15 protein-coding genes and 4 tRNA genes are annotated in these 21,136 nt (G+C 45.3%); 6 read left to right on the top strand and 13 right to left on the bottom strand.

Features of this window, described 5'->3' with window-relative positions; all coding sequences use genetic code 11:
* Positions 1-13 precede the first annotated feature (13 nt).
* A complete protein-coding gene (locus CVP04_RS06080) occupies positions 14-1,672 on the bottom strand; it encodes a putative transporter (protein ID WP_100296621.1) in 1,659 nt (552 codons plus the stop codon).
* Between the two features lie 199 nt (positions 1,673-1,871).
* On the opposite strand from CVP04_RS06080, the gene CVP04_RS06075 reads away from it, so the two are divergent.
* Positions 1,872-3,671 carry an ABC transporter ATP-binding protein/permease gene (locus CVP04_RS06075; protein ID WP_100296620.1) on the top strand — a complete coding sequence of 600 codons (1,800 nt, stop codon included), beginning with the start codon at positions 1,872-1,874 and terminating at the stop codon, positions 3,669-3,671.
* A gap of 84 nt (positions 3,672-3,755) precedes the next feature.
* Here the strand turns inward: CVP04_RS06075 and CVP04_RS06070 are convergent, their stop codons facing one another.
* From CVP04_RS06070 to CVP04_RS06050, 5 genes are all read right to left on the bottom strand, one after another.
* A complete protein-coding gene (locus CVP04_RS06070; RefSeq protein WP_100296840.1) occupies positions 3,756-5,105 on the bottom strand; it encodes a patatin-like phospholipase family protein in 1,350 nt (449 codons plus the stop codon).
* A gap of 84 nt (positions 5,106-5,189) precedes the next feature.
* Positions 5,190-6,587, bottom strand: coding sequence for an efflux transporter outer membrane subunit (locus tag CVP04_RS06065; RefSeq protein ID WP_100296619.1), 1,398 nt, complete (start codon positions 6,585-6,587; stop codon positions 5,190-5,192).
* A 15-nt stretch (positions 6,588-6,602) separates the two neighbouring features.
* Entirely contained in the window at positions 6,603-7,730 is a 1,128-nt protein-coding gene (locus tag CVP04_RS06060) for an ABC transporter permease (protein ID WP_100296618.1), read from the bottom strand.
* Between the two features lies 1 nt (position 7,731).
* Entirely contained in the window at positions 7,732-10,473 is a 2,742-nt protein-coding gene (gene rbbA / locus CVP04_RS06055) for a ribosome-associated ATPase/putative transporter RbbA (protein ID WP_100296617.1), read from the bottom strand.
* 13 nt (positions 10,474-10,486) lie between these two features.
* A complete protein-coding gene (locus CVP04_RS06050) occupies positions 10,487-11,464 on the bottom strand; it encodes an HlyD family secretion protein (RefSeq protein WP_423738293.1) in 978 nt (325 codons plus the stop codon).
* Between the two features lie 376 nt (positions 11,465-11,840).
* Between CVP04_RS06050 and CVP04_RS06045 the strand changes: the two genes are divergently transcribed.
* Complete coding sequence (locus CVP04_RS06045) at positions 11,841-12,395, top strand: TetR/AcrR family transcriptional regulator (protein WP_243385121.1); 555 nt, start codon at positions 11,841-11,843, stop codon at positions 12,393-12,395.
* A 151-nt stretch (positions 12,396-12,546) separates the two neighbouring features.
* Here CVP04_RS06045 and argH read toward each other — a convergent pair whose 3' ends face one another.
* The 3 genes from argH to argC form a co-directional block, all read right to left on the bottom strand.
* A complete protein-coding gene (gene argH / locus CVP04_RS06040) occupies positions 12,547-13,920 on the bottom strand; it encodes an argininosuccinate lyase (RefSeq protein ID WP_100296615.1) in 1,374 nt (457 codons plus the stop codon).
* 66 nt (positions 13,921-13,986) lie between these two features.
* Positions 13,987-14,760 (bottom strand): acetylglutamate kinase, encoded by a 774-nt coding sequence (gene argB, locus CVP04_RS06035; RefSeq protein ID WP_100296614.1) that lies wholly within the window; start codon positions 14,758-14,760, stop codon positions 13,987-13,989.
* A gap of 9 nt (positions 14,761-14,769) precedes the next feature.
* On the bottom strand, positions 14,770-15,777 hold the full coding sequence (argC, locus tag CVP04_RS06030; protein WP_100296613.1) for an N-acetyl-gamma-glutamyl-phosphate reductase: 1,008 nt from the start codon (positions 15,775-15,777) through the stop codon (positions 14,770-14,772).
* A 116-nt stretch (positions 15,778-15,893) separates the two neighbouring features.
* On the opposite strand from argC, the gene argE reads away from it, so the two are divergent.
* Entirely contained in the window at positions 15,894-17,039 is a 1,146-nt protein-coding gene (gene argE / locus CVP04_RS06025; protein WP_100296612.1) for an acetylornithine deacetylase, read from the top strand.
* A gap of 50 nt (positions 17,040-17,089) precedes the next feature.
* Here the strand turns inward: argE and CVP04_RS06020 are convergent, their stop codons facing one another.
* The 4 genes from CVP04_RS06020 to CVP04_RS06005 form a co-directional block, all read right to left on the bottom strand.
* A complete protein-coding gene (locus CVP04_RS06020) occupies positions 17,090-17,869 on the bottom strand; it encodes a glycosyltransferase family 32 protein (RefSeq protein WP_423738292.1) in 780 nt (259 codons plus the stop codon).
* Between the two features lie 97 nt (positions 17,870-17,966).
* Positions 17,967-18,042 (bottom strand) — tRNA-Val (locus CVP04_RS06015).
* Between the two features lie 61 nt (positions 18,043-18,103).
* Positions 18,104-18,179, bottom strand: a tRNA-Val gene (locus tag CVP04_RS06010).
* Positions 18,180-18,217: 38 nt separating this feature from the next.
* A tRNA-Val gene (locus CVP04_RS06005) sits at positions 18,218-18,293 on the bottom strand.
* Between the two features lie 172 nt (positions 18,294-18,465).
* On the opposite strand from CVP04_RS06005, the gene gltX reads away from it, so the two are divergent.
* The 3 genes from gltX to CVP04_RS05990 all read left to right on the top strand — a co-directional run bounded on the left by gltX (position 18,466) and on the right by CVP04_RS05990 (position 21,086).
* Positions 18,466-19,908 carry a glutamate--tRNA ligase gene (gene gltX / locus CVP04_RS06000; RefSeq protein WP_100296610.1) on the top strand — a complete coding sequence of 481 codons (1,443 nt, stop codon included), beginning with the start codon at positions 18,466-18,468 and terminating at the stop codon, positions 19,906-19,908.
* 77 nt (positions 19,909-19,985) lie between these two features.
* Positions 19,986-20,061, top strand: a tRNA-Ala gene (locus CVP04_RS05995).
* A 197-nt stretch (positions 20,062-20,258) separates the two neighbouring features.
* The gene (locus tag CVP04_RS05990; protein ID WP_100296609.1) at positions 20,259-21,086 is read left to right on the top strand and encodes a class II glutamine amidotransferase; all 828 of its coding nucleotides are present in this window, start codon (positions 20,259-20,261) and stop codon (positions 21,084-21,086) included.
* Positions 21,087-21,136 lie beyond the last annotated feature (50 nt).

The following is a 21,136-nucleotide window of genomic DNA, read 5'->3' as shown; positions in this document are numbered from 1 at the left end:
TTCGTTCTATTCGTTACAAGAACGTCCACAGCAAAATGGCAAGAAGTTGCGGTGAAATAATCCGTAAGAACATTACTAACGGATAAACCGTGGCGTAAGATAACGCCGCCGCGCCGCTGTCTTCTTTAATCGCATTGGCAAAGGCTAATGCCGGCGGATCCGTCATCGAACCGGCAAGTAAACCGCACAGGGTCAAATAGTTTAATTTGACATATAAGCGCGCGATTACGCCGGTAATGATTAACGGAATTAAGGTGATTAATACACCGTATCCCATCCATTCCAAACCTGCGCCGTTAACCAAGGTATCCACAAAGTTTCCGCCGGATTTCAAACCCACGACAGCAAGGAACAGCACGATACCGATTTCACGCAATGCCAAGTTGGCGCTCGGCGGCATAAACCAGTAAAGTTTTCCGATACTTCCGATTCGGGCTAAAATCAACGCTACCACTAACGGGCCGCCCGCCAAGCCGAGTTTTAACGCCACCGGGAAGCCGGGAATGTAGAACGGAATAGAGCCTAACAATACACCCAAGCCGATCCCGATAAATACCGGCAACATTTGAACGTGTTGCAATTTTTGTTGTGCGTTCCCGATGATTGCAATGGCGTTACCGATCACATCGCTGCGTCCCACAACGTGTAACACGTCCCCGAATTGTAAAGAAGTGTTCGCCGTCGGCACCAATTCAACCCCAGCACGATTTAAGCGTGCAATTACCACGCCGTATTTTTGGTGAATCCCCAAAGATTTGATTTTTTTACCCAATACTTTTTCGTTGGTCACCACAATACGTTCGGAACGTAAATCGCCGCGCAAGGTTGCGGTCGGCAAATCACTTTCTTCGCCGATGACGATACGCATTTTATTTAACGCCGAGGCTTCGCCCACTAAATGCAGCAAATCGTTAAGGAAAATCTGCGTGTCCGCATTTGGGACGCTAACGTGTTCATCCCGTTTTAAACGGGAACAAACCACATCTTTATCTTCAAAACCCGGAATATCAATTAAACGTAACCCATCCAAGTTGACATTAGTGACTTTCACAGTCATTGAGCGCAAACTTTCTTTGTCTTGTCCGCTGTCTTTTTGGAAGTTTTCCGCTTCTTCATCTACTTTAATTTTGAAGAACAAACGAATCAGCCACATTGTCAACAAAATACCGCAAATCCCGAAAGGATAAGCCACCGCATACGCCATCCCCATTGTGCCGGTAGTTTGCGACATTCCCAATTCGGCAAGAATTTGTTGTCCCGCACCTAATGCCGGCGTATTAGTAACCGCACCGGAATAAATACCTAAAATAATATCCAACGGAATATCGGCGACTTTGTACAACACAATCACGCTTGCCGCACCGAGCACGACGATCAACACCGCCAAGCCGTTTAATTTTAAGCCCGATTGACGTAGGGAGGAGAAGAACCCCGGCCCCACTTGGATCCCTATAGTATAAACGAAAAGAATCAAGCCGAATTCTTGAATGAAATGCAGCGTATGCGCATCCAGCTTCACACCGTATTCATTCATAAAATGGGCGACGATGATCCCACCGAAGAGTACGCCGCCGATGCCGAGCCCCACTCCTCGAATCTTCCAGTGACCGATCCACAGCCCGATGACTGCAACCAGCGCCAGAAGACTTATCGTGATAGCAATATCACTCATAGTTACCTCTAATAAATTAAAAAAAGACTGTGCGCGATTATAGCAATCTCCTTTTTCAAAAAACCATTAAAATCTAAAAAATTGAATGCTTATCACATTTTTCTTGATTAATATGCAGTTTTTTTTAACAATATTTGAACAAGTTTTTAAATCGGGCTATTTATCGTTGAATAAATAGCCTTTTATTCGGAATATCTTTATGAGTTGGTCGGAAGAATTACTTACATCCTTATTGTGGATCATCAAAAGTTTGGCGATTACCGCCGTTGTTTTTTCGCTCGTACTTTGTATTTTGGTGCGTACAACCCGTTGGGGACATCAATTCTGGTTGTTGGCGCAAAGCTATATTTCGCCGAAACAAGGACTGCGCCCGATAAGCTATTTTCTGGTGATCGTTTTCTTTAATTTATTATCCGTGCGCTTGGATATTTTGTTTTCCAACTGGTACAACGCAATGTACAGCGCGCTGCAGGAAATGAATGCCGCCGTCTTCTGGCAACAAATGATTCTTTTCTCCGCCTTGGCGACGGTACACGTCATAAACGTGTTGCTTACTTATTATTTAACCCAACGTTTCACCATTCAATGGCGCATTCGGTTAAACGCGGATATGTTGGACAAATGGACGACGGATCAGGCGTATTACAAAACGCATTTTTTGCCGAACCAACTGGATAACCCCGATCAACGTATTCAACAAGACGTGCAATCTTATGTGTCGTCCTCATTAGGTTTTGCTACCGGCGTAATTTCATCTTCTGTGTCGCTTGTCGCTTTCACCTTGATTTTATGGGATCTATCCGGCCCGATGACGATCGGCGGCATTGAAATTCCGCATATGATGGTATTTCTTGTCTTTATTTATGTTCTGATCAGCAGCGTGTTAGCCTTCAAAATCGGACGTCCGTTGATTTCCTTAAACTTCGCCAACGAACGCCTGAACGCCAATTATCGTTACGCCCTAATGAGATTGAAAGAATACGCCGAAAGCATCGCTTTTTATCGCGGTGAAAAAATGGAAAAATCGGCGCTATTACGCCAATTCGATTCGATTATTAAAAATATTTGGCAAATTGTTTACCGCACTTTAAAGCTATCGGGTTTTAACTTAGTGGTGTCGCAAGTTTCCGTGATTTTCCCGTTTATTATTCAAGCCACCCGCTATTTCAGCCAACAAATTAAATTGGGCGATTTAATTCAAACCGCCCAAGCGTTCGGCAAGGTGCAGAGTGCGTTGTCGTTTTATCGTAATTCTTATGACGATTTCACTGCTTATCGTGCCGTATTGGATCGTTTGACCGGTTTCCACACAGCAATTAACGCAGCAAATCAACCGAGCAATGTTACAATGTGTGATAGTGCGGATCAGGTTGTGTTCAAACATCTCAATATCAAAACGCCCGACGGTACGACGCTAATTCAAGATTTGAATCTCACCTTATTGCGCGGCACATCTTTGTTGATTCAAGGGCAATCCGGCGTAGGAAAAACCACCTTATTGCGCACCGTTGCAGGCTTGTGGCCTTATTCGGAAGGTTCGGTCACGCGCGCGCAAAATAGCGCGCTGTTTTTATCGCAACGCCCATATTTGCCGCAAGGACGCTTAATCGATGCGTTGTATTATCCCGATGTCACACCGTCGCAACCGGATTTAGCCGCCGCCGAACAGGTGATTCGTCAAGTGAACTTAGGTCATTTAGCGGATAAATTGATGCAAGAAAGCGACTGGAGCGCCACTTTATCTCTCGGCGAACAACAACGCCTTGCCTTTGCCAGATTGTTGTTGCATAAACCTGCCGTCGCCTTTTTAGACGAAGCCACGGCGAGTATGGATGAAGGATTGGAAGATGCAATGTATCGCTTATTAAAACAAGCGCTGCCGGACACGACGATTATCAGCGTAGGACATCGCTCCACCTTACATTCTCATCATCAACAACATTTACGCATTCACGCGGATAAAAGTTGGGAATTAATCGAAAACGGCAATTTGTCATAAACCGAAGTGCGGTCAAAAATTGCCTAAAAATCGCGTATGTTTCTTCCGCATACGCGATTTTTTTGTTCATCGACAAGTCTTATCTTACTGTAAAATTTTCAGAATCTCCTGATATTCTTTCGAATTTTGCAACAAAATATTTGCCGCGCGTTTTAGTTTATTCACATCCGAGTGCGGCAAATAAAACGAAGTGCTGATATTCAATACGTCTTTTTTCAATTCCGATTCGGGTAGATCTTTCAAGCCTAAACTGACAAAATGCATATTGACCCGTTTATTCATCGGCATTTTGCTCATAAACGTATTCCATTCATCGGTAAATTCGCGAAAACGGCGCAACGTAGTTTGCGTGTTGCGATCAATCGGCACGTTAATCACCGTGTTGATCACATAAGCCGTGGCGGGCACATCCGCCGATTTATCAATTTCATTGGTCACTTCGTTTTGCGCATTAATATTGATAACAATAATCCGCTTTAATCCCGATTCCAGCGTTTTTTTATGCATTAATTCCGGTCCGGCGACATCATAAATATCTACCAATCCGGCAAGTCCGAGATTATCCGTTAACCCGCCGTCCACCAAATGAATATAAGGGCGCTCGGCGCTGTTTTGGTATAAGGATAAAATTTTCTGCAATTCGGCAATATTTTTCGCACGTTGGCTTTCGTCTTTATTTGCCGAGGCAATCACTAAATCCAATTCTTGCATCGAAAAACGGCAATTTCCCGCATTGTTATTCAAGGTCAACGGACTGAATACCAAAGGCACGGCGCTGGATGCCGCGACTGCGCGAGCGATAGGTAAATCGCTTAGATTCAGACATAAGCCGTCAAAAAATTCTTGCGTAAAGGCGATTCGCTGCCCCACATTCATATCCGTGGCGCTAATCACGGCAAAAGGCCCTTTACGATTTTTCGCCAAATCACCGAAGGTTTTGCCTTTATACAACGCAAGATCAAACTGTTCTTGCAGCAAATCGCCGCGCCCGAACTGCGGCGAAGTTAAACGCGGCAAATTAGAAAAGGAGAAAACCTGACTAATCACTTCGCTTTGAAAATTTTTCTTCAGAAAATTATCTTCGAATTTCGGCACTACATCGCTGCCCTGCAAGGAAAAATAGGTCGCCAGCACCGAACCGCCGGACACACCGTACACCATATCAATATTATCCAACAAACTGCCGCCTTTTTGACTACGACGGATCCGAGTGTTTTTAAAGCTTTCCAACACGCCATAACCTAAGGCGGCGGCACGGCTTCCGCCACCGGAAAACATTAAGATGATCAGATTTTCATCCGCCGACACTACGGCGTTTTTAGTGCGATAGCCGCTGTCGAGCCGAATATGATTAATGGTTTCTACCGGTTGATATTCCACCAAACTGCTACAGGCGGACAATAACGCGCAACATAAAATAATTAATTTTTTCATTGTATTAATCCGGATAAAAAGTGCGGTGGAATTTTTCGCTGTTTTTATAACGACAAAGACCACCGCACTTGTAAACATAAGGCGTTAAGGCTGCCAACCGCCACCTAAAGATTTATATAAATTCACCAAATTTTGCGCCCTTGCCAAACGAGATTGAATAATTTGCTCTTGATAATTTAACGCCGAAATTTGCGCGCGTAGCGCGATGTCTAAGGTTTTTTCGCCGTGTTTAAACAACGCCTGCGCATCGCTCGCTTGTTTTTGCGCCTGAGCATAGGCTTTTTGTAGCAATCGGGTTTGATTGTTCAAACCGTATTGAAGTTGATAAGCGCTATCCACTTCGCCCAACGCAGTGAGCAAAGTTTTATCGTATTGAATCAGCGCCGCTTTCAAACGCGCATCCGCCGCATCGATATTCGCCGCAATACGTCCGTTGGTGAAAATCGGCAGCTGCACGCCAATGTTGAACAAGCTGCCCAAACCTGAAATCGGCGACAGATCATTATTCAACACCACGCGCCCGCCTTGCCCGATAAAGGTCATATCGAAACGCGGATATAAATCGGCTTTCGCCGAAGCTAGTTTCGCCATATAGGCTTCGATTTGTCGCGCGCCGGCGCGAATATCCGGACGGCGTTCCAATAAATCGCCGGGTTGTTGTCCGCTCGGCGCGGCAGGAATTCGCGCCAGCGGATCGGCGTTTTTCACCAGACGAAATCCTTGCGGCGTTTGTCCGAGCAACACGGCGATATTACGTTGATAGCTGTCCGCTTGTGCGGTTAATGTGGCTTGTTTCGCCTGCAATGCAGAAATTTGACCGTTGATTTCATTAATTTCATATGCCGTCGCTTGTCCGGCATCAAAACGACCTTGGATATAACGTTGTAGTTGTTGCAAGGTATAAACATTGCGTTTTATCACCGCACTTTGTTGATCGACGGCATAAATTTTAAAGTAATTTTCCGCAATTTGAGCGGCGACCAACAGCTGCGCCGCATAAACCTGTTCTTGATAGCCTAAGGTAACCGCTTCCGCCGCCTGCGCGTCACTACGTTTTTGTCCGAAAAAATCCGGTTCCCAAGAAGCAATAATACCACCGGATAAGGAACGCGTTCTGGACACGGAAGAATTCGTCATTCCGGTATCCACATTGCTAATCCCACCGCCGACGGCTCCCGCCGCACCAAGCGAAGGACCGCGATCCGCTTCCGCCGCACGGCTGTTTGCCTGCGCTTCTTTTAAACGAGCTTGCACGTTTGCGATATCAAGATTTGCCGCCAATCCTCGTTCAATCAAGGCGTTGAGTTGCGGATCTTGCCAATTACGCCACCATTGTGCGATTTCCGTACTCCCCTTCGTCGCTTGAGTACGTTCGAATTCACTTGGCAAAGTCACGCCCGAACGCGCGTCGATTTCCGTGTTGCTACAAGCGCTCAATACGACAAGCAACATCGCCGTTGCGATTAATTTTATTCTTTTCATTATTCGATTCCTTTGTTATCCCTGTCTTGACAGCATTGATTTGAATTGGATTAACGCCAACGTTAAAAATACAATGCCGATTGCGATCATTTCGACCAATTTATCCCATACCAGCTCAAAACCGGCGCCACGGAACAATACGTCTTGCGCATAAGAACCCAGCAAGGTCGTCGGTGAAAAACGCGTAATTTGTTGCGCTAATTCCGGCATATTTTCAATCGGCGAATTGGTGCCGGAAAGTAAATACATCACCACATAAACCGGAATACATAACAAACCGAATTGCGGCATTGTCGGCGCGATAATCGCCAACAAAATTCCCAATGAGGAAATGGAAAATAAAAAAGTGATCACGCCCAAGGCGAATAACGGCAAGGACTCCAATGCGATCGGGACTTGCAACACGCCGCGAACAATCAACAGCAACGACAACATCGCCACGCACAATAACACGAAACCGTTGGCTAAAATTTTCGATACGGCGATTTCACCGGAACCGACGGGCATTACTAATAAATGCTCGATAGTGCCGCGTTCCCGTTCACGGATCACCGCCGCGCCCACTAACAATAACACCAGCAAATTCAAGTTACCGACGATTTGCATTGTGCCCATAAACCATCGGCTGGAGTAGTTCGGGTTATACAGCACGTTAATCGTGGTATCGAGCGGGTAAAATTGCGCGAGATTCGCAGATTTCATAAATTGATTAATTTCGGCGCTAAAGGTTTGATTGATATAAGACGCACCGATATTCGCTTGCGTCATTGCCGTGGCATCCACCAGCAACTGAATATGTGGCGCCTGCCCTTTTAGCATATCTCGTTCATAGTTCGGCGGAATATCCACCACAAAAGTGTATTGTCCTAAGTCCATTGCGCGATCGATTTGATTGTACGGAATTTCTTCCACTTTTCTGAAATTCGGCGGAATCAAACTGTCTCGCAAGCGATAAGATAATGTGGAATGGTCGTTATCCACCACCGCCACCGCCGCATTTTTCACTTCGGTGGTCGGCATATTGGCGATCGTCATCAGCGCAACGGAAAACATATATACAATTAAAATCATCAGCACCGGATCGGTAAATAAGCTACGCAATTCTTTTGCCGAAAGATAAGCGACATTTTTAAACCAACGCATATTATTTCTCCTGTTTTTTCAGGAAACGGGAAGCCAGCAGAAGATAAACGGAGTAAATCGTCACCAGCGCCAAATAACTTTGTAGAAAATCCGTAAATCCAAGCCCTTTGGTAAAACCGCCGAGACTGATTAGCTGGAACCACGCCCCCGGAAAAATATGTGCAAGTAGGTAAACGTTCGGCGCTAATGTTGCCGTCGGATACATCATTCCGGAGAAATTCATCGTCGGCACCATAATCAATATTGCCGTAGCAAACAGTGCCGCAACTTGCGATTTAACAAAACAAGACACCAGTAATCCGAAACCGGTTGATGCGCAAATCACCAACACAGCACCGAAGAACATCGCCCACATCGAGCCTTTAATCGGCACACCGAACACCATAATTGCCATCCAAACCAGCACTAAATAGCTCATAAAAGAGAGCAAAATATAAGGCAGCTGTTTTCCGAATAGAAATTGCAACGGCGTCGCCGGCGAGCCGTATAAATTCATAATCGAGCCGATTTCTTTTTCGCGCACCACGCCGAGTGCGGTCATCATCGAAGGCACCATCATCATTGCCAACATAATTATGCCCGGTGTCATCGCAAAAATACTTTTAAAATCCTGATTATAGACAAAACGAGTTTCTAATATTCCTGTATCCGGAACACTCATTCCGCGATCGCGCAAGGTATCTTTAATATATTGCCCGATCACGCCGGTGGCGGAACCTTTCAGATTTTCCGCCGTCGCCGGAAACGCACCGTCAATAAACAGCCCGACTTCCGGTTTTTGTCCGTTCAACAGATTACGTCCGAAATCGGCGGGAATTTCAATCACCAACTTCACTTGCGCGCTTTGCAACACGCGATTGATCTCGCTGACCGAATAAATCGGTTCTTGCTTAATAAAATAAGGCGAGCCGCTGAAATATTCGGTAAACTTGCGGCTTTCCGAGGTATTATCGTGATCCAATACGGTAAATTTCATCGGGTTAATATCAAAGGAAATGCTAGACGCCATTGCCAACAACATTACCGTCGGGCCGCCGAGCGCGAAAAACAGGCGAATTTTATCGCGCATTAATTCTTTTCCTTCACGCACGGCAAACGTCCAAACCATTGCAAACCACGCCCAAAATCCCGTCGGCGGTGCGGAATTATGCTGCGGTTGCCGTTCGTTTTCTTGCACGCGTTCAGTTTGCGGCGCGGTAATATCGTCCGCTTGTTCTTCCAAATAAATGATGAACGCTTCTTCCAAGGTATCGGCACCTTTGCCGATCCGCAATTCTTCCGGCGTACCCACGCCTAAAACTCGTCCGCGATGCATAAAGGAAATGCGATCGCAGCGCGCCGCTTCGTTCATAAAATGCGTCGTGACGAAAATGGTGATTTTATCTTCGCGCGACAATTTAATCAGATATTCCCAAAACATATCGCGCGCCGCCGGATCTACGCCGGAGGTCGGTTCGTCCAGAATCAACACTTCGGGTTTGTGCAAACACGCCGCTGCAAGCTGCAAACGCTGGCGAATACCTAGCGGCAAAGACGCCGGCGTTTCGTCCGCCAGATTCGTTAAATGAAATTGCTCCATTGCGGAATGGACATAATGATTCCATTCTTTTTTGTCGATTTGATACAGTTTAGCGTGCAATTCCAGATTCTGCCGCACGCTTAATTCTTCATATAATGAAAAGGCTTGCGACATATAACCGACTTTTTTGCGCGTTTCGATATTACTGGCATCCACCGGCTGTCCGAGCAATTCCGCCGTTCCTTCCGTCGCATCCAGCAAACCGGTCAACATTTTCATCGTGGTGGATTTACCACAACCGTTGGAGCCCAAGAAACCGAAAATTTCTCCTCTCGGAATGGTAAAACTGACGTGATCCACCGAAACAAATTCGCCGAATTTTTTGGTCAATCCCTCCGCGCGCATTGCCGGAGGTTCGTTCGGATCAACGTGAAACGGCGGAATCACCAAACCGTTCTCCGCGCCGCGTTTTTCCGGCGGTAATAATTTAATATAGGCGCCTTCTAAGGTATCGCTGCCGGTTTGCTGCATTATTTGTTTGGTCGGCGCATTGGCGATCAATTTGCCGTCATCCATCGCCAGCAAATATTCAAAATGCTCCGCTTCGTCAATATATGCTGTCGCGACAATCACCGTCATTCCTTCGGTTTCCCGACGCAAATCGTCCACCAACGACCAAAATTGACGACGGGAAAGCGGATCCACACCGGTGGTCGGTTCATCCAAAATCAGTAAATCCGGACTATGTACCAAGGCGCAGCATAAACTTAATTTTTGTTTCATCCCGCCGGAAAGCTTTCCCGCCGCACGTTCGGCAAAAGGCAATAATCCCGTAGCTTTCAGCAAACGTGTGATTCGCGCTTGTCGCTGTTCTTTAGGCAAACCGAACAGGCGTGCGTGGAAATCGATATTTTCATAAATAGATAAGGTCGGATATAAATTTTTCCCCAACCCCTGTGGCATAAACGCCACTTGATAAGATAAATTTTTACGCGCTTGTTTTTGCGAAACGTCTTGCCCGAAAACCGAAACTTTTCCTGTTTGCAGAATTTTCACTCCCGCAATCACGGAAAGCAGCGTCGATTTTCCTACACCGTCCGGCCCGATCAACCCGACGCTGACGCCTTTCGGGATCTGTAACGACACGTCGGTTAGCGCCTTCGTTTTACCGTAAGCGTGATTCAAATGCTCAACCGACACGGCAATATTATTCAGTTCCGTCATAACCGACTACCCATTATTCCGTTTGCGGCAGTTTCACCGCAAGAAATGCCGGCCATTGTGCCTGCGGATCATATTTCACATAGCCTAGTGCGGTCATTCCGCCTTTTAATAGAGACTGATGTTGCTTCGCCACTTCCGTCGGCACTTGCAATTTGATTTTAAACATTAATTTCGCCCGCTCTTCCGCCGTTTCCACCGATTTCGGCGTAAATTGCGCTTCCGAGGCGACATAGGTGATATTTGCAGGAAATACCGCCTTGATTCCGTCCACCACAATACGCGCTTCATCGCCGATTCTTACCCGATTGGATTGCGCGGAAGGCAAAAACACATTGATATACACATCGTTTAAATCCAATATGCTGACCACTTTTCCGCCTGCGGCGAGCACATTTCCCGCATCGGCGATTTTATATTCCACTCTGCCGGCAATCGGCGATTTAATCAACATATCCGCGCGCATATCCGCCGCTTGCGCAATTTGGCTTTCCGCTTGCGTAATCGCGGCTTGCGCTTCCGCATTCGCCGCACTTGCCGCGCTCACCGCCGCAACTGCCGCTTGATACGCCGCTTGGCGACGTTCCACTTCGGTATCGGAAACCAAATTATTGCGTTTTAATTTCTTCGCATTATTCCATTCCAATTCGGCAATGCGCAGTTGTTGCTGATAAGATTCGATTTCCGCGCGGCTCCGTTGCATTGCTTCCGTCGCTCGTTGCTTTTGCGCTTCGGCGAAACTTAATTGTGCGGCGATTTGCGTGTCGGAAAGTTGCGCCAAGGGCTGATCTTTTTCCACCTTATCCCCTTCGCGCACAAATACGGTTTCGACCCGCCCCGCATATAATGTCGCCACGTCAATACGATCCAGCTCCAAACGCCCGTTCACCACGGAAATCCCCTCTAGTGTTTCACCGTTCCCATACATTTTCCAATACCCGACACCCGCTGCGATCGCAATAATAGGTAAGATGATCCATAGTTTTTTCATCATAACTCCCGAATAAATGCCTCAATAAACTAGAGCGTGTTGATCTTTTTAAGAACAAAATTCATACTAAATTATGGCTTTTTATCCGACAGCGACCATAGGTCGCAATCGGTTAATTATAAGTTGGTGGCTTTGCCACCATAAAATGAGCGGCAAAGCCGCTTACTTATGATTAACCTAGTACGGCTTTGCCGTGCTAGGATAAAAAAGTAGCATTTTTTGACTAAATACCACACTCAAAAGATCAACAAGTCCTAAAATTAGTTTAGAAAATGCCTCCAAAATTCGCAATCATCAAAAAGCAATGAAATATTGCTTAAGCATATAAAATTAGTTATTTTGTTGCTTAACTAAAGTAAAAAATGAAAAGGGATCCATAATGTTGAATAAAAACGATATTCGCGTAATTAAAACCGGTAAAAATATCAGTGAAAGTTTTCTCGCTTTGCTCAATCAAAAAGATTTCGACGAAATCACCGTGCAAGATATTTTAGATCGCGCGCAAATCAATCGAACCACTTTTTATAAACATTACGCCGGCAAAAACGAGCTTGCCAAACAGCTCATCGAAGAATTTAAACAACGCGTCTTTTTACCTTTGGTGGAGAAGCGTTTCACTCAATCCAGTATGGAATTTACCCAAAAATTCGCGCCAGTATTATTGGAGAATAAAGAAAAAATCCGCTTATTGTGGAAAATCGAAACGCCGAAAATTCATTTGAAACAAGATATGTATTTGTTAATTAAAGAAAAATATATTGAAAATATGCGCAATGAAAACTTAGCGGAATTTGTCGATATCGAATTTCAAGGGCATATGTACGCCTCTTTCGCTTTGGCGGCGTTGAGTTTCACATTAAGTTGCGATAAGCCTTTGGATCCGCTTTTGCTACTGGAAAATATGCGAATGTTGTTTGAGAAAACGATTTTATAGTGCATTTTTTGCCGAAAGTGCGGTGAAAAAACTCGCCGATTTTTCACCGCACTTAATGATATGTGAAAAGCAAATTAAATTCCGCCGTAGAACATAAAAAAACGGGCGAAGAAGCATTTTCTTCGCCCGTTTATTTTCCGTAACCTTTCGGTTATTTTAATCGTTCTTTGGCTGCCGCAATAGCTTCCGCTACGCGCAACGGCGATACGCCGCCTTTGGCACAACGTTTATCCAAACAAGATTGCAATGAAAGAATTTCATACACATCATCGCCCACCACGTCGCTGAATTGGCGGAATTCATCCAAAGTTAAATCTTCCAAGCCTTTTTGTACTTTAATCGCGTAAACCACGGTTTCGCCGACGATATGGTGCGAATCGCGGAACGGTACGCCTTTCGCCACTAAGTAATCCGCCAATTCCGTCGCATTGGAATAACCTTTCAACGCCGCTTCTTTCGTGCGTTCCACGTTCACTTTAATGCCGTCTAACACAAATGTCGCCATTCCCAAGCAATCCTGCCAAGTATCCAACGCGTCGAAAATGCCTTCTTTATCTTCTTGCATATCTTTGTTATACGCCAACGGCAAGCCTTTCACCGTCATCAACATTCCGGTCAATGCGCCGACGACTCGTCCCGCTTTACCGCGAATCAACTCGCAGGCGTCGGGATTTTTTTTCTGCGGCATTAAAGAAGATCCGGAAGTCACGCGATCGGAAAGTTCGACGAAATCCGCTTCGCCGCTGTTAAAAATAATCATATCTTCGGCAAAACGCGATAAATGCACCATACTTAACGACGCGGTGGAAAGCAATTCGATAATATGATCGCGATCCGATACGCTGTCCAAGCTGTTGCGCGTCGCGGCGGCAAAATCCAGATCTTGCGCCAAGCGTTCGCGATCAACCGCATATGCCGTTCCCGCCAAAGCGCCGCTGCCCAACGGACAGGTATTCATTCGTTGATACGCATCGCTTAAACGGCTGTAATCGCGATCCAGCATTTCCACATACGCCATACACCAATGGGCGAAACTGATCGGTTGCGCCCGTTGCAAATGGGTGTAGCCCGGCATTACGGCATCTTGATTTTTCTCCGCCGTTTCCACTAATTTCGCTTGCAATTCGCGCACGTTTTCTTGTAATTCCAATACGCGACGTTTGCACCACATTTTAATATCCAACGCCACTTGGTCGTTACGACTACGCCCCGTGTGCAATTTTTTACCTAAACTGCCGACTTTATCGATCAGTTTACTTTCCACCCAACTGTGAATGTCCTCCGCATCGTCTTGCAAAATCGCTTGCGGATTCGACCGCACTTCGACCAATAAATCTTGCAACGCGATTTCCAGCCGTTGTTGTTCTTCTTGTGTTAATACGCCGACGCTGACCAAGGCTTTCGACCAACCGATCGAGCCTTCGATGTCTTGTTCCGCCAAACGATAATCGAAACGCAACGAGTCGTTAAAATCTTTAAAACGCTTGTCCGCCGCTTGAGTAAAACGTCCGCCCCAAAGTGCCATAATGTCTGTTTTCCTTATATTGAAATCAAAACGGCGGACTTTCGCCCGCCCGCTAAAAGAGTAATTCTACGGATTAATTCTCGTACCGATTATCTCACCGCCGAAAAGTGCGGTCAATTTTTCCGGATGTTTCCAGTTTGCAATGTCCACGCCGCAATTTAAAATTTTTGCCGCATCCAACGCCGCATTTACTTTGACGATCATTCCGTCGGTAATCACGCCGTCTTCAATCAGGCGATCGATTTGTGCGCCGTTGAGTTGAGGAATTAATTGTTTCTCCGCATTTAATACGCCGTCCACATCCGACAACATTACCAAATCCGCGTTAATCAATGCGGCAATCGCCGTCGCCGCTTGGTCGGCGTTAACATTCATCAAACGTCCTTCATCATCCACGGCGATGGAACTAATAATCGGTAAAAACGCCTCGCCCAACAAATTGTCCAACAACGCCGGATTTTTCGCCACCACCGTAGCAACGTGCCCTAAATCGGGATCAAACGACGCAGCGCTGGTTAAATTACCGTCCGCCAAACACAAGCCGACCGGATTCAGTTGAAATTTTGCCGCTTGAGCGACAAGGGTTTTATTGGCGATTCCCGCTAACGCACCGACGATAATATCGATTTGATCACTCGGCGTAACGCGCAAACCGTTTTTCTTTTTTACCGGCAAATTCAGGCGTTTCATTAAATCATCCACCAAGCAACCGCCGCCGTGCACGATTAATAGCGGACGAGCGAAATTTTTTTGATAATCCGCCAAAGCGGTAAACAAATTCTCCATTGCCGCCGGTGTATCTAGCAGCACACCGCCTAATTTAATCACTAAAGGTTTCATTGTTTATCCTTAAATTAAACCGAGGGTTTCGTCGAAACCATAACGAATATTCGCGCATTGCACCGCTTGTGCCGCTGCGCCCTTCAATAAATTATCTTCCGCGCCGACGATGATAATATAACCGTTTTTGCTGGCGAAACCGATATCGCAATACGGTGTAAATTCCACCGCTTTAATGCTCGGCAAACCTTGATCATACACGCGCACTAAAGGTTTATTCGCATAATACCCTTCGTATGCTGCGCGAATTTGCGTGTCATTCACGTTATCCTTTAATTTCGCCGTGATCGTCGCCAAAATACCGCGTTTAAAATTGCCTAAGTGCGGTGTGAAAATCACTTCCGTGCCCAAATGCGTGGCGATTTCCGGTTGATGACGGTGATTAAACACGCCGTAAGCATTCAAACTTACCTCGCAAAAACTGGATGTCAATGAGGCTTTACGTCCCGCACCGCTTACGCCGCTGACCGCATTGATAATCGGTAAATGGGTCAAATCTAACAAATCCTGCTCAATCAAAGGTTTTAAGCTGAGTTGCGAAACCGTCGGATAACAACCGGCGACCGCTACCAAATCGGTTTCTTTGATTGCCTCGGCATTCCATTCCGCCAAGCCATATACCGCCGTTGCCAATAATTCCGGATATGAATGCTCAAAGCCGTAATATTGCGGGTAGAAATCCGCTTGATTTACACGAAACGCACCAGATAAATCAAACACTTTACAATTATTTCGCAAAAAAATCGGAGCGAGGTTATGGCTGACTTCGTGCGCCGTGGCGAGGAAAACCAAATCATTGGCTTGCGCTAAACGTGTTAAATCTTCCTCCAAGGGTTGCAGCGGTAAATCCACAATTCGTTTGAGTTGCGGATAAAGCGACGAGAGCGATTTTCCCGCGTCTTGGCTGCCGGCGGAAACATATAATCCGTTTAATTCGAATGCCGGATGTAATGCGAGAATTCGGGCTAATTCCGCGCCGGTATAACCGCTTGCGCCGATAATAATTGCTTTCTGCATATAACGTTGTGCCTTATAATAACGATAATAATAAAATTCAAACCTGATTAATTATGCTATTATTGTGCATAATTAATCACAAAGCAAGGTTTATTTATAAATAGGATCAAGAATAAATGAAAAAACTACCGCACTTTTTGGATATGTATTCTCAGTTAATTGCGTTGCCGACGATAAGTCATATCGAACCGGCGTTTGATCAATCGAATAAAGCGCTGATTGAATTGCTTGCGGATTGGCTGCAAACCTTGGGATTCAAAACCGATATTATCGCCGTGCCGAACAGCCGGCAGAAATTTAATTTATTGGCGACTTACGGCGAAGGAGAAGGCGGTTTGTTGCTTGCCGGTCATACGGATACCGTTCCCTTTGATGAAAATCGGTGGAATTCCGATCCTTTCGAATTGCTGGAAAAAGACGGCAAATTTTACGGCTTAGGCACGGCGGATATGAAAGGATTTTTCGCTTTCGTACTGGAGGCGATTCGCCAAATCGATTTAACGCGCTTAACCAAACCGTTGCGCATTCTTGCCACTGCCGATGAAGAAACCACTATGTTAGGCACGCGTACTTTTATTCAGCATACGCACATTCGTCCCGATTGCGCCATTATCGGCGAACCGACTTCGCTAAAACCGGTGCGCGCGCATAAAGGTCATATCGGCGAAGCTATTCGTATTACGGGCAAAAGCGGACATTCCAGCGATCCCGATAAAGGCATTAACGCTATCGAATTAATGCACAAAGCCACCGGCTATTTAATGCAAATGCGCGATGAGTTAAAGCAAAAATATCATCATCCGGCGTTCGATATTCCTTATCCGACAATGAATCTCGGCGTAATTCACGGCGGCGACGCGGTCAATCGCATTTGCGGATGTTGCGAATTGCAGTTCGATATTCGTCCGTTACCGCATATGCGTTTGGAAGATTTAAACGAAATGTTGCAGGAAAAATTGGCGCCGATGTTCGAGCGCTGGGGCGATTTGATTAGCATTCGCTCGCTACACGAAGCCACACCGGGCTACGAATGCGAACATTCGGCGCAAATCGTGCAAGTGGTCGAGAAATTATTAGGCGAAAAATGCGAAGCGGTGAATTACTGCACGGAAGCGCCGTTTATTCAACAGCTTTGTCCGACGCTCGTCCTCGGTCCCGGTTCAATCGAACAGGCACATCAGCCGAATGAGTTTTTATCGGCGGAGTTTATTAATCCGACTATCGCATTATTAAGTAAACTGATCGATAATTTCTGTCGATAAAATAAAAAGTGCGGTAAATTTTCTCTTTATTTTTACCGCACTTCATTGAATTATTTCAATAAATCTTCGTTTTTTGCGTGATTCCACTTGCCACGCTTTTTATCCATATATTGAAAATATTCATTGGTAAATGTTCCTTGCGAACAAGTTAACTTATCTCGGCGACTATTTATTTGCTTACCTTCTAATGCCATATTTAATGTTGTAGGTCCGGTCAGGCTAAAGACACCTCCATCAATACGACGATTTTCAATATTATCAATGATAATATCCAACGTATCTTTTAAAAATGTACTACCTTTTTCCGCGGCTAAAAAGAAATTCGTATATTTATCCCGGCGAGTAATCACAACTTCAGTATCTTCTGATTGAATAATAGAAGATAAAGACCAAACTAAATGGCCGTCAATATCCATATAAACGCCGCCTTCATTATATAAAGTGAAAACCCGCCAAAAATCAGCCTGCGCAGCACCATCAGTTAATTGACTATAAGCCTTATAAGTCCGCTCATCAGCATTTGCTTTAATATATTCCGCCCGTTCTTCCGTGCTAACATAACGATAATCATATGCAGCCGATAAAAGACGATTGAATAAGTAATTACAATAAATCGGCAAGGTTACTTTATTACTATAATTAGTTTGCCAAATTACCGGATTGATTTTCTGTTGATGAATTAACTTTTTTCTTGCCGGACTAAATTCAGGAATAGTGAAACGTTTTTTAGGAAATAAAAAATGGAAAGGATAACTCAATATTTTTACAATATTTCCCAATAAACGGGTGAGACCATTAGAAATTAAAATAAAGTTCTGATTTTCAATCATTTTATATGCCATAACGATAAAATATAAATGATACTTTAGCATTTTATAAACAAATAACAATAGCGTAAATAAAAAGAAGTATTTATAATATATATAGTGGTGGGCGATACCGGTCTCGAACCAGTGACCCCCTCCTTGTAAGGGAGGTGCTCTCCCAACTGAGCTAATCGCCCGACAGACTGCCTTACGGCTTATCGGATTCGGCATAACCGAATGGGAAGCTAAACTGAAGAGTGGTGGGCGATACCGGTCTCGAACCAGTGACCCCCTCCTTGTAAGGGAGGTGCTCTCCCAACTGAGCTAATCGCCCTCGTCAGTTTAAGCATTCAACGTAAAGCACTTGGAAAGTGGTGGGCGATACCGGTCTCGAACCAGTGACCCCCTCCTTGTAAGGGAGGTGCTCTCCCAACTGAGCTAATCGCCCTTACGTTGTGGAGTGGCATTATAAATATTCTCCGAATACAGTCAATAGATTTTTACGTTTTTTTGCTTGATTGTCGCAAAAATAGGCATAAATCGATATTTCTTGTTAGGAATTCACGCAAGACATAGTACAATACGCCTCGTTTATTTTGCTAAAAATAAGGTTAATTAGAATGAAATTAGAATCTTTATTCGATTTGGATCCAAATGTCAAAGTGCGCACTCGTTTCGCGCCAAGCCCGACCGGATATTTGCACGTCGGCGGGGCAAGAACCGCATTATATTCTTGGCTTTATGCCAAACACAATCAAGGCGAATTTGTGTTGCGTATTGAAGATACCGATTTAGAGCGCTCCACGCCGGAAGCTACTCAAGCGATTTTGGAAGGAATGGAATGGTTAAATTTAGCTTGGGAACACGGTCCTTATTATCAAACCAAACGTTTTGATCGATACAATCAAGTGATCGATCAAATGCTTGAACAAGGGTTGGCATATCGTTGTTATTGTTCGAAAGAACGCTTGGAAGAATTACGTCATCATCAAGAGCAAAACAAAGAAAAACCGCGTTATGACCGTCATTGTTTAGGCGATCACAGCCATTCGGAAAACGAACCGCACGTTGTGCGTTTCAAAAATCCGACCGAAGGTTCCGTTGTGTTTGAAGATGCGGTACGCGGTCGTATCGAAATCAGCAACGGAGAATTGGACGATTTGATTATTCGCCGCACGGACGGTTCACCGACGTATAATTTCTGCGTAGTCGTCGATGACTGGGATATGGGCATCACGCACGTTGTTCGTGGTGAAGATCACATTAACAATACGCCTCGCCAAATCAACATTTTACAAGCGCTCGGCGCGCCGATCCCGACTTACGCGCACGTTTCGATGATTTTGGGCGACGACGGTCAGAAATTATCCAAACGCCACGGCGCAGTCAGCGTAATGCAATATCGCGACGACGGCTATTTGCCGGAAGCCTTGGTGAATTATCTTGTTCGCCTAGGCTGGGGACACGGCGATCAAGAAATCTTCAGCCGTGAAGAAATGATCGAACTGTTCGATTTACATTCCGTCAGCAAATCCGCAAGCGCATTTAATACTGAAAAACTTCTTTGGTTAAACCACCATTATATTCGCGAATTACCGGCGGATTATGTGGCGAAACATTTGCAATGGCATTACCAAAACCAAGGCATCGATATTTCTCAAGGCCCAAGTTTAAGCGAAATCGTCACAATGTTGGCGGAACGTTGCAAAACCTTGAAAGAAATGGCGAGCGCCAGCCGTTATTTCTTTGAAGAATTCGATGCTTATGACGAAAGTGCGGTGAAAAAACACTTTAAATCCGCCGCCGTCGAACCGCTACAAAAAGTAAAAGAAAAATTGACCGCACTTTCCGTTTGGGATTTGCACGGCACGCACGAAGCCATCGAGCAAACCGCTGCCGAACTTGAAATCGGAATGGGCAAAGTCGGAATGCCGTTACGCGTCGCCGTTACCGGTGCGGGACAATCGCCGTCGATGGACGTCACCTTAGTAGGTATCGGACGTGAACGCACTTTAGCTCGCATTCAAAAGGCAATCGAGTTTATCCAATCACAAAACGCTTAATATTTAATCTTCCGACACAATATTTACGAATTAGTGTTGACAGCCTTAACGGCGGAATTTATCATTACCGCCATTACGGGGATATAGCTCAGTTGGGAGAGCGCTTGAATGGCATTCAAGAGGTCGTCGGTTCGATCCCGATTATCTCCACCAAATTTTAAACCTCATCTCCGGATGAGGTTTTTCATTTTTATCACCGCACTTTTTCCCTCATTACCCGCCGAAACAAATAGCCATAAGTTATTTAATGTAATCTTTTAATCTAAAAGTTATATTGAATTTCCGCCGATTATCGTGTTAAATCAATGACAGAAAAATAAGGTTTAATTTTTAGACGGATAAACTATTTTATGTGCCAATTATTAGGAATGAACTGCAACACACCGACGGACATTGTGTTTTCTTTTGAAGGCTTTCGCCGCCGCGCCGGCTTAACCGACAGCCATTCGGACGGTTTTGGGATAGCATTTTTCGAAGGAAAAGGCGTGCGGATCTTCCGCGACAATCGTCCGGGACATTCCTCACCGATTGCCGATTGTGTGAAACAATACAATATAAAATCCTTAAACGTGATCGCACATATTCGCAAAGCGACTCAAGGCGAAGTGAATATTGAAAATACCCACCCGTTTATTCGCGAAATTTGGGGCGAAAATTGGGTGTTCGCGCATAATGGTAATTTGACCGACTTGCCGGATATGTCGGAAAGTTTTTGCCAACCGATCGGCTCGACGGATTCGGAAACCGCCTTTTGTTATATGGCGGAACAGCTGAAAAATCGTTTTCGCAAAAAACCGACGGAACAAGAAATTTTTACCGCTATTCAAGACATTACCGCCGAACTCGCCGATAAAGGTACGTTTAACTTTATTTTATCCAACGGCGAATGGATGATCGCCCATTGTTCGACGAATCTGCACTACCTCACACGCCAAGCGCCTTTCGGTAAAGCACGGCGGATTGATGATGACGGTGTGATTGATTTTCGCGATCATACGAAAGAAGGTGACAAAGTTACTATTATCGCCACGTTCCCGCTCACTAAAGACGAAGTTTGGACCAAAATGGAACACGGCGGCTTCGTCTTGTTTAAAGAAGGGGACAAAATTGCCGAAGTGATCGGCACGCCGAAACAACTACCTGACGACGGCACGCTCGGTTGTGCGCAAGCGGCATAACGCCAATAATAATGCTGCCAAAAGTGCGGTGAAAAAATAAGAAAAACAGC

This window comes from Caviibacterium pharyngocola (genome assembly GCF_002795405.1).
GTDB classification, from domain to species: domain Bacteria; phylum Pseudomonadota; class Gammaproteobacteria; order Enterobacterales; family Pasteurellaceae; genus Caviibacterium; species Caviibacterium pharyngocola.
Note: the sequence above shows the minus strand (reverse complement) of the source record. Positions and strands in the feature narration are given on the sequence as shown.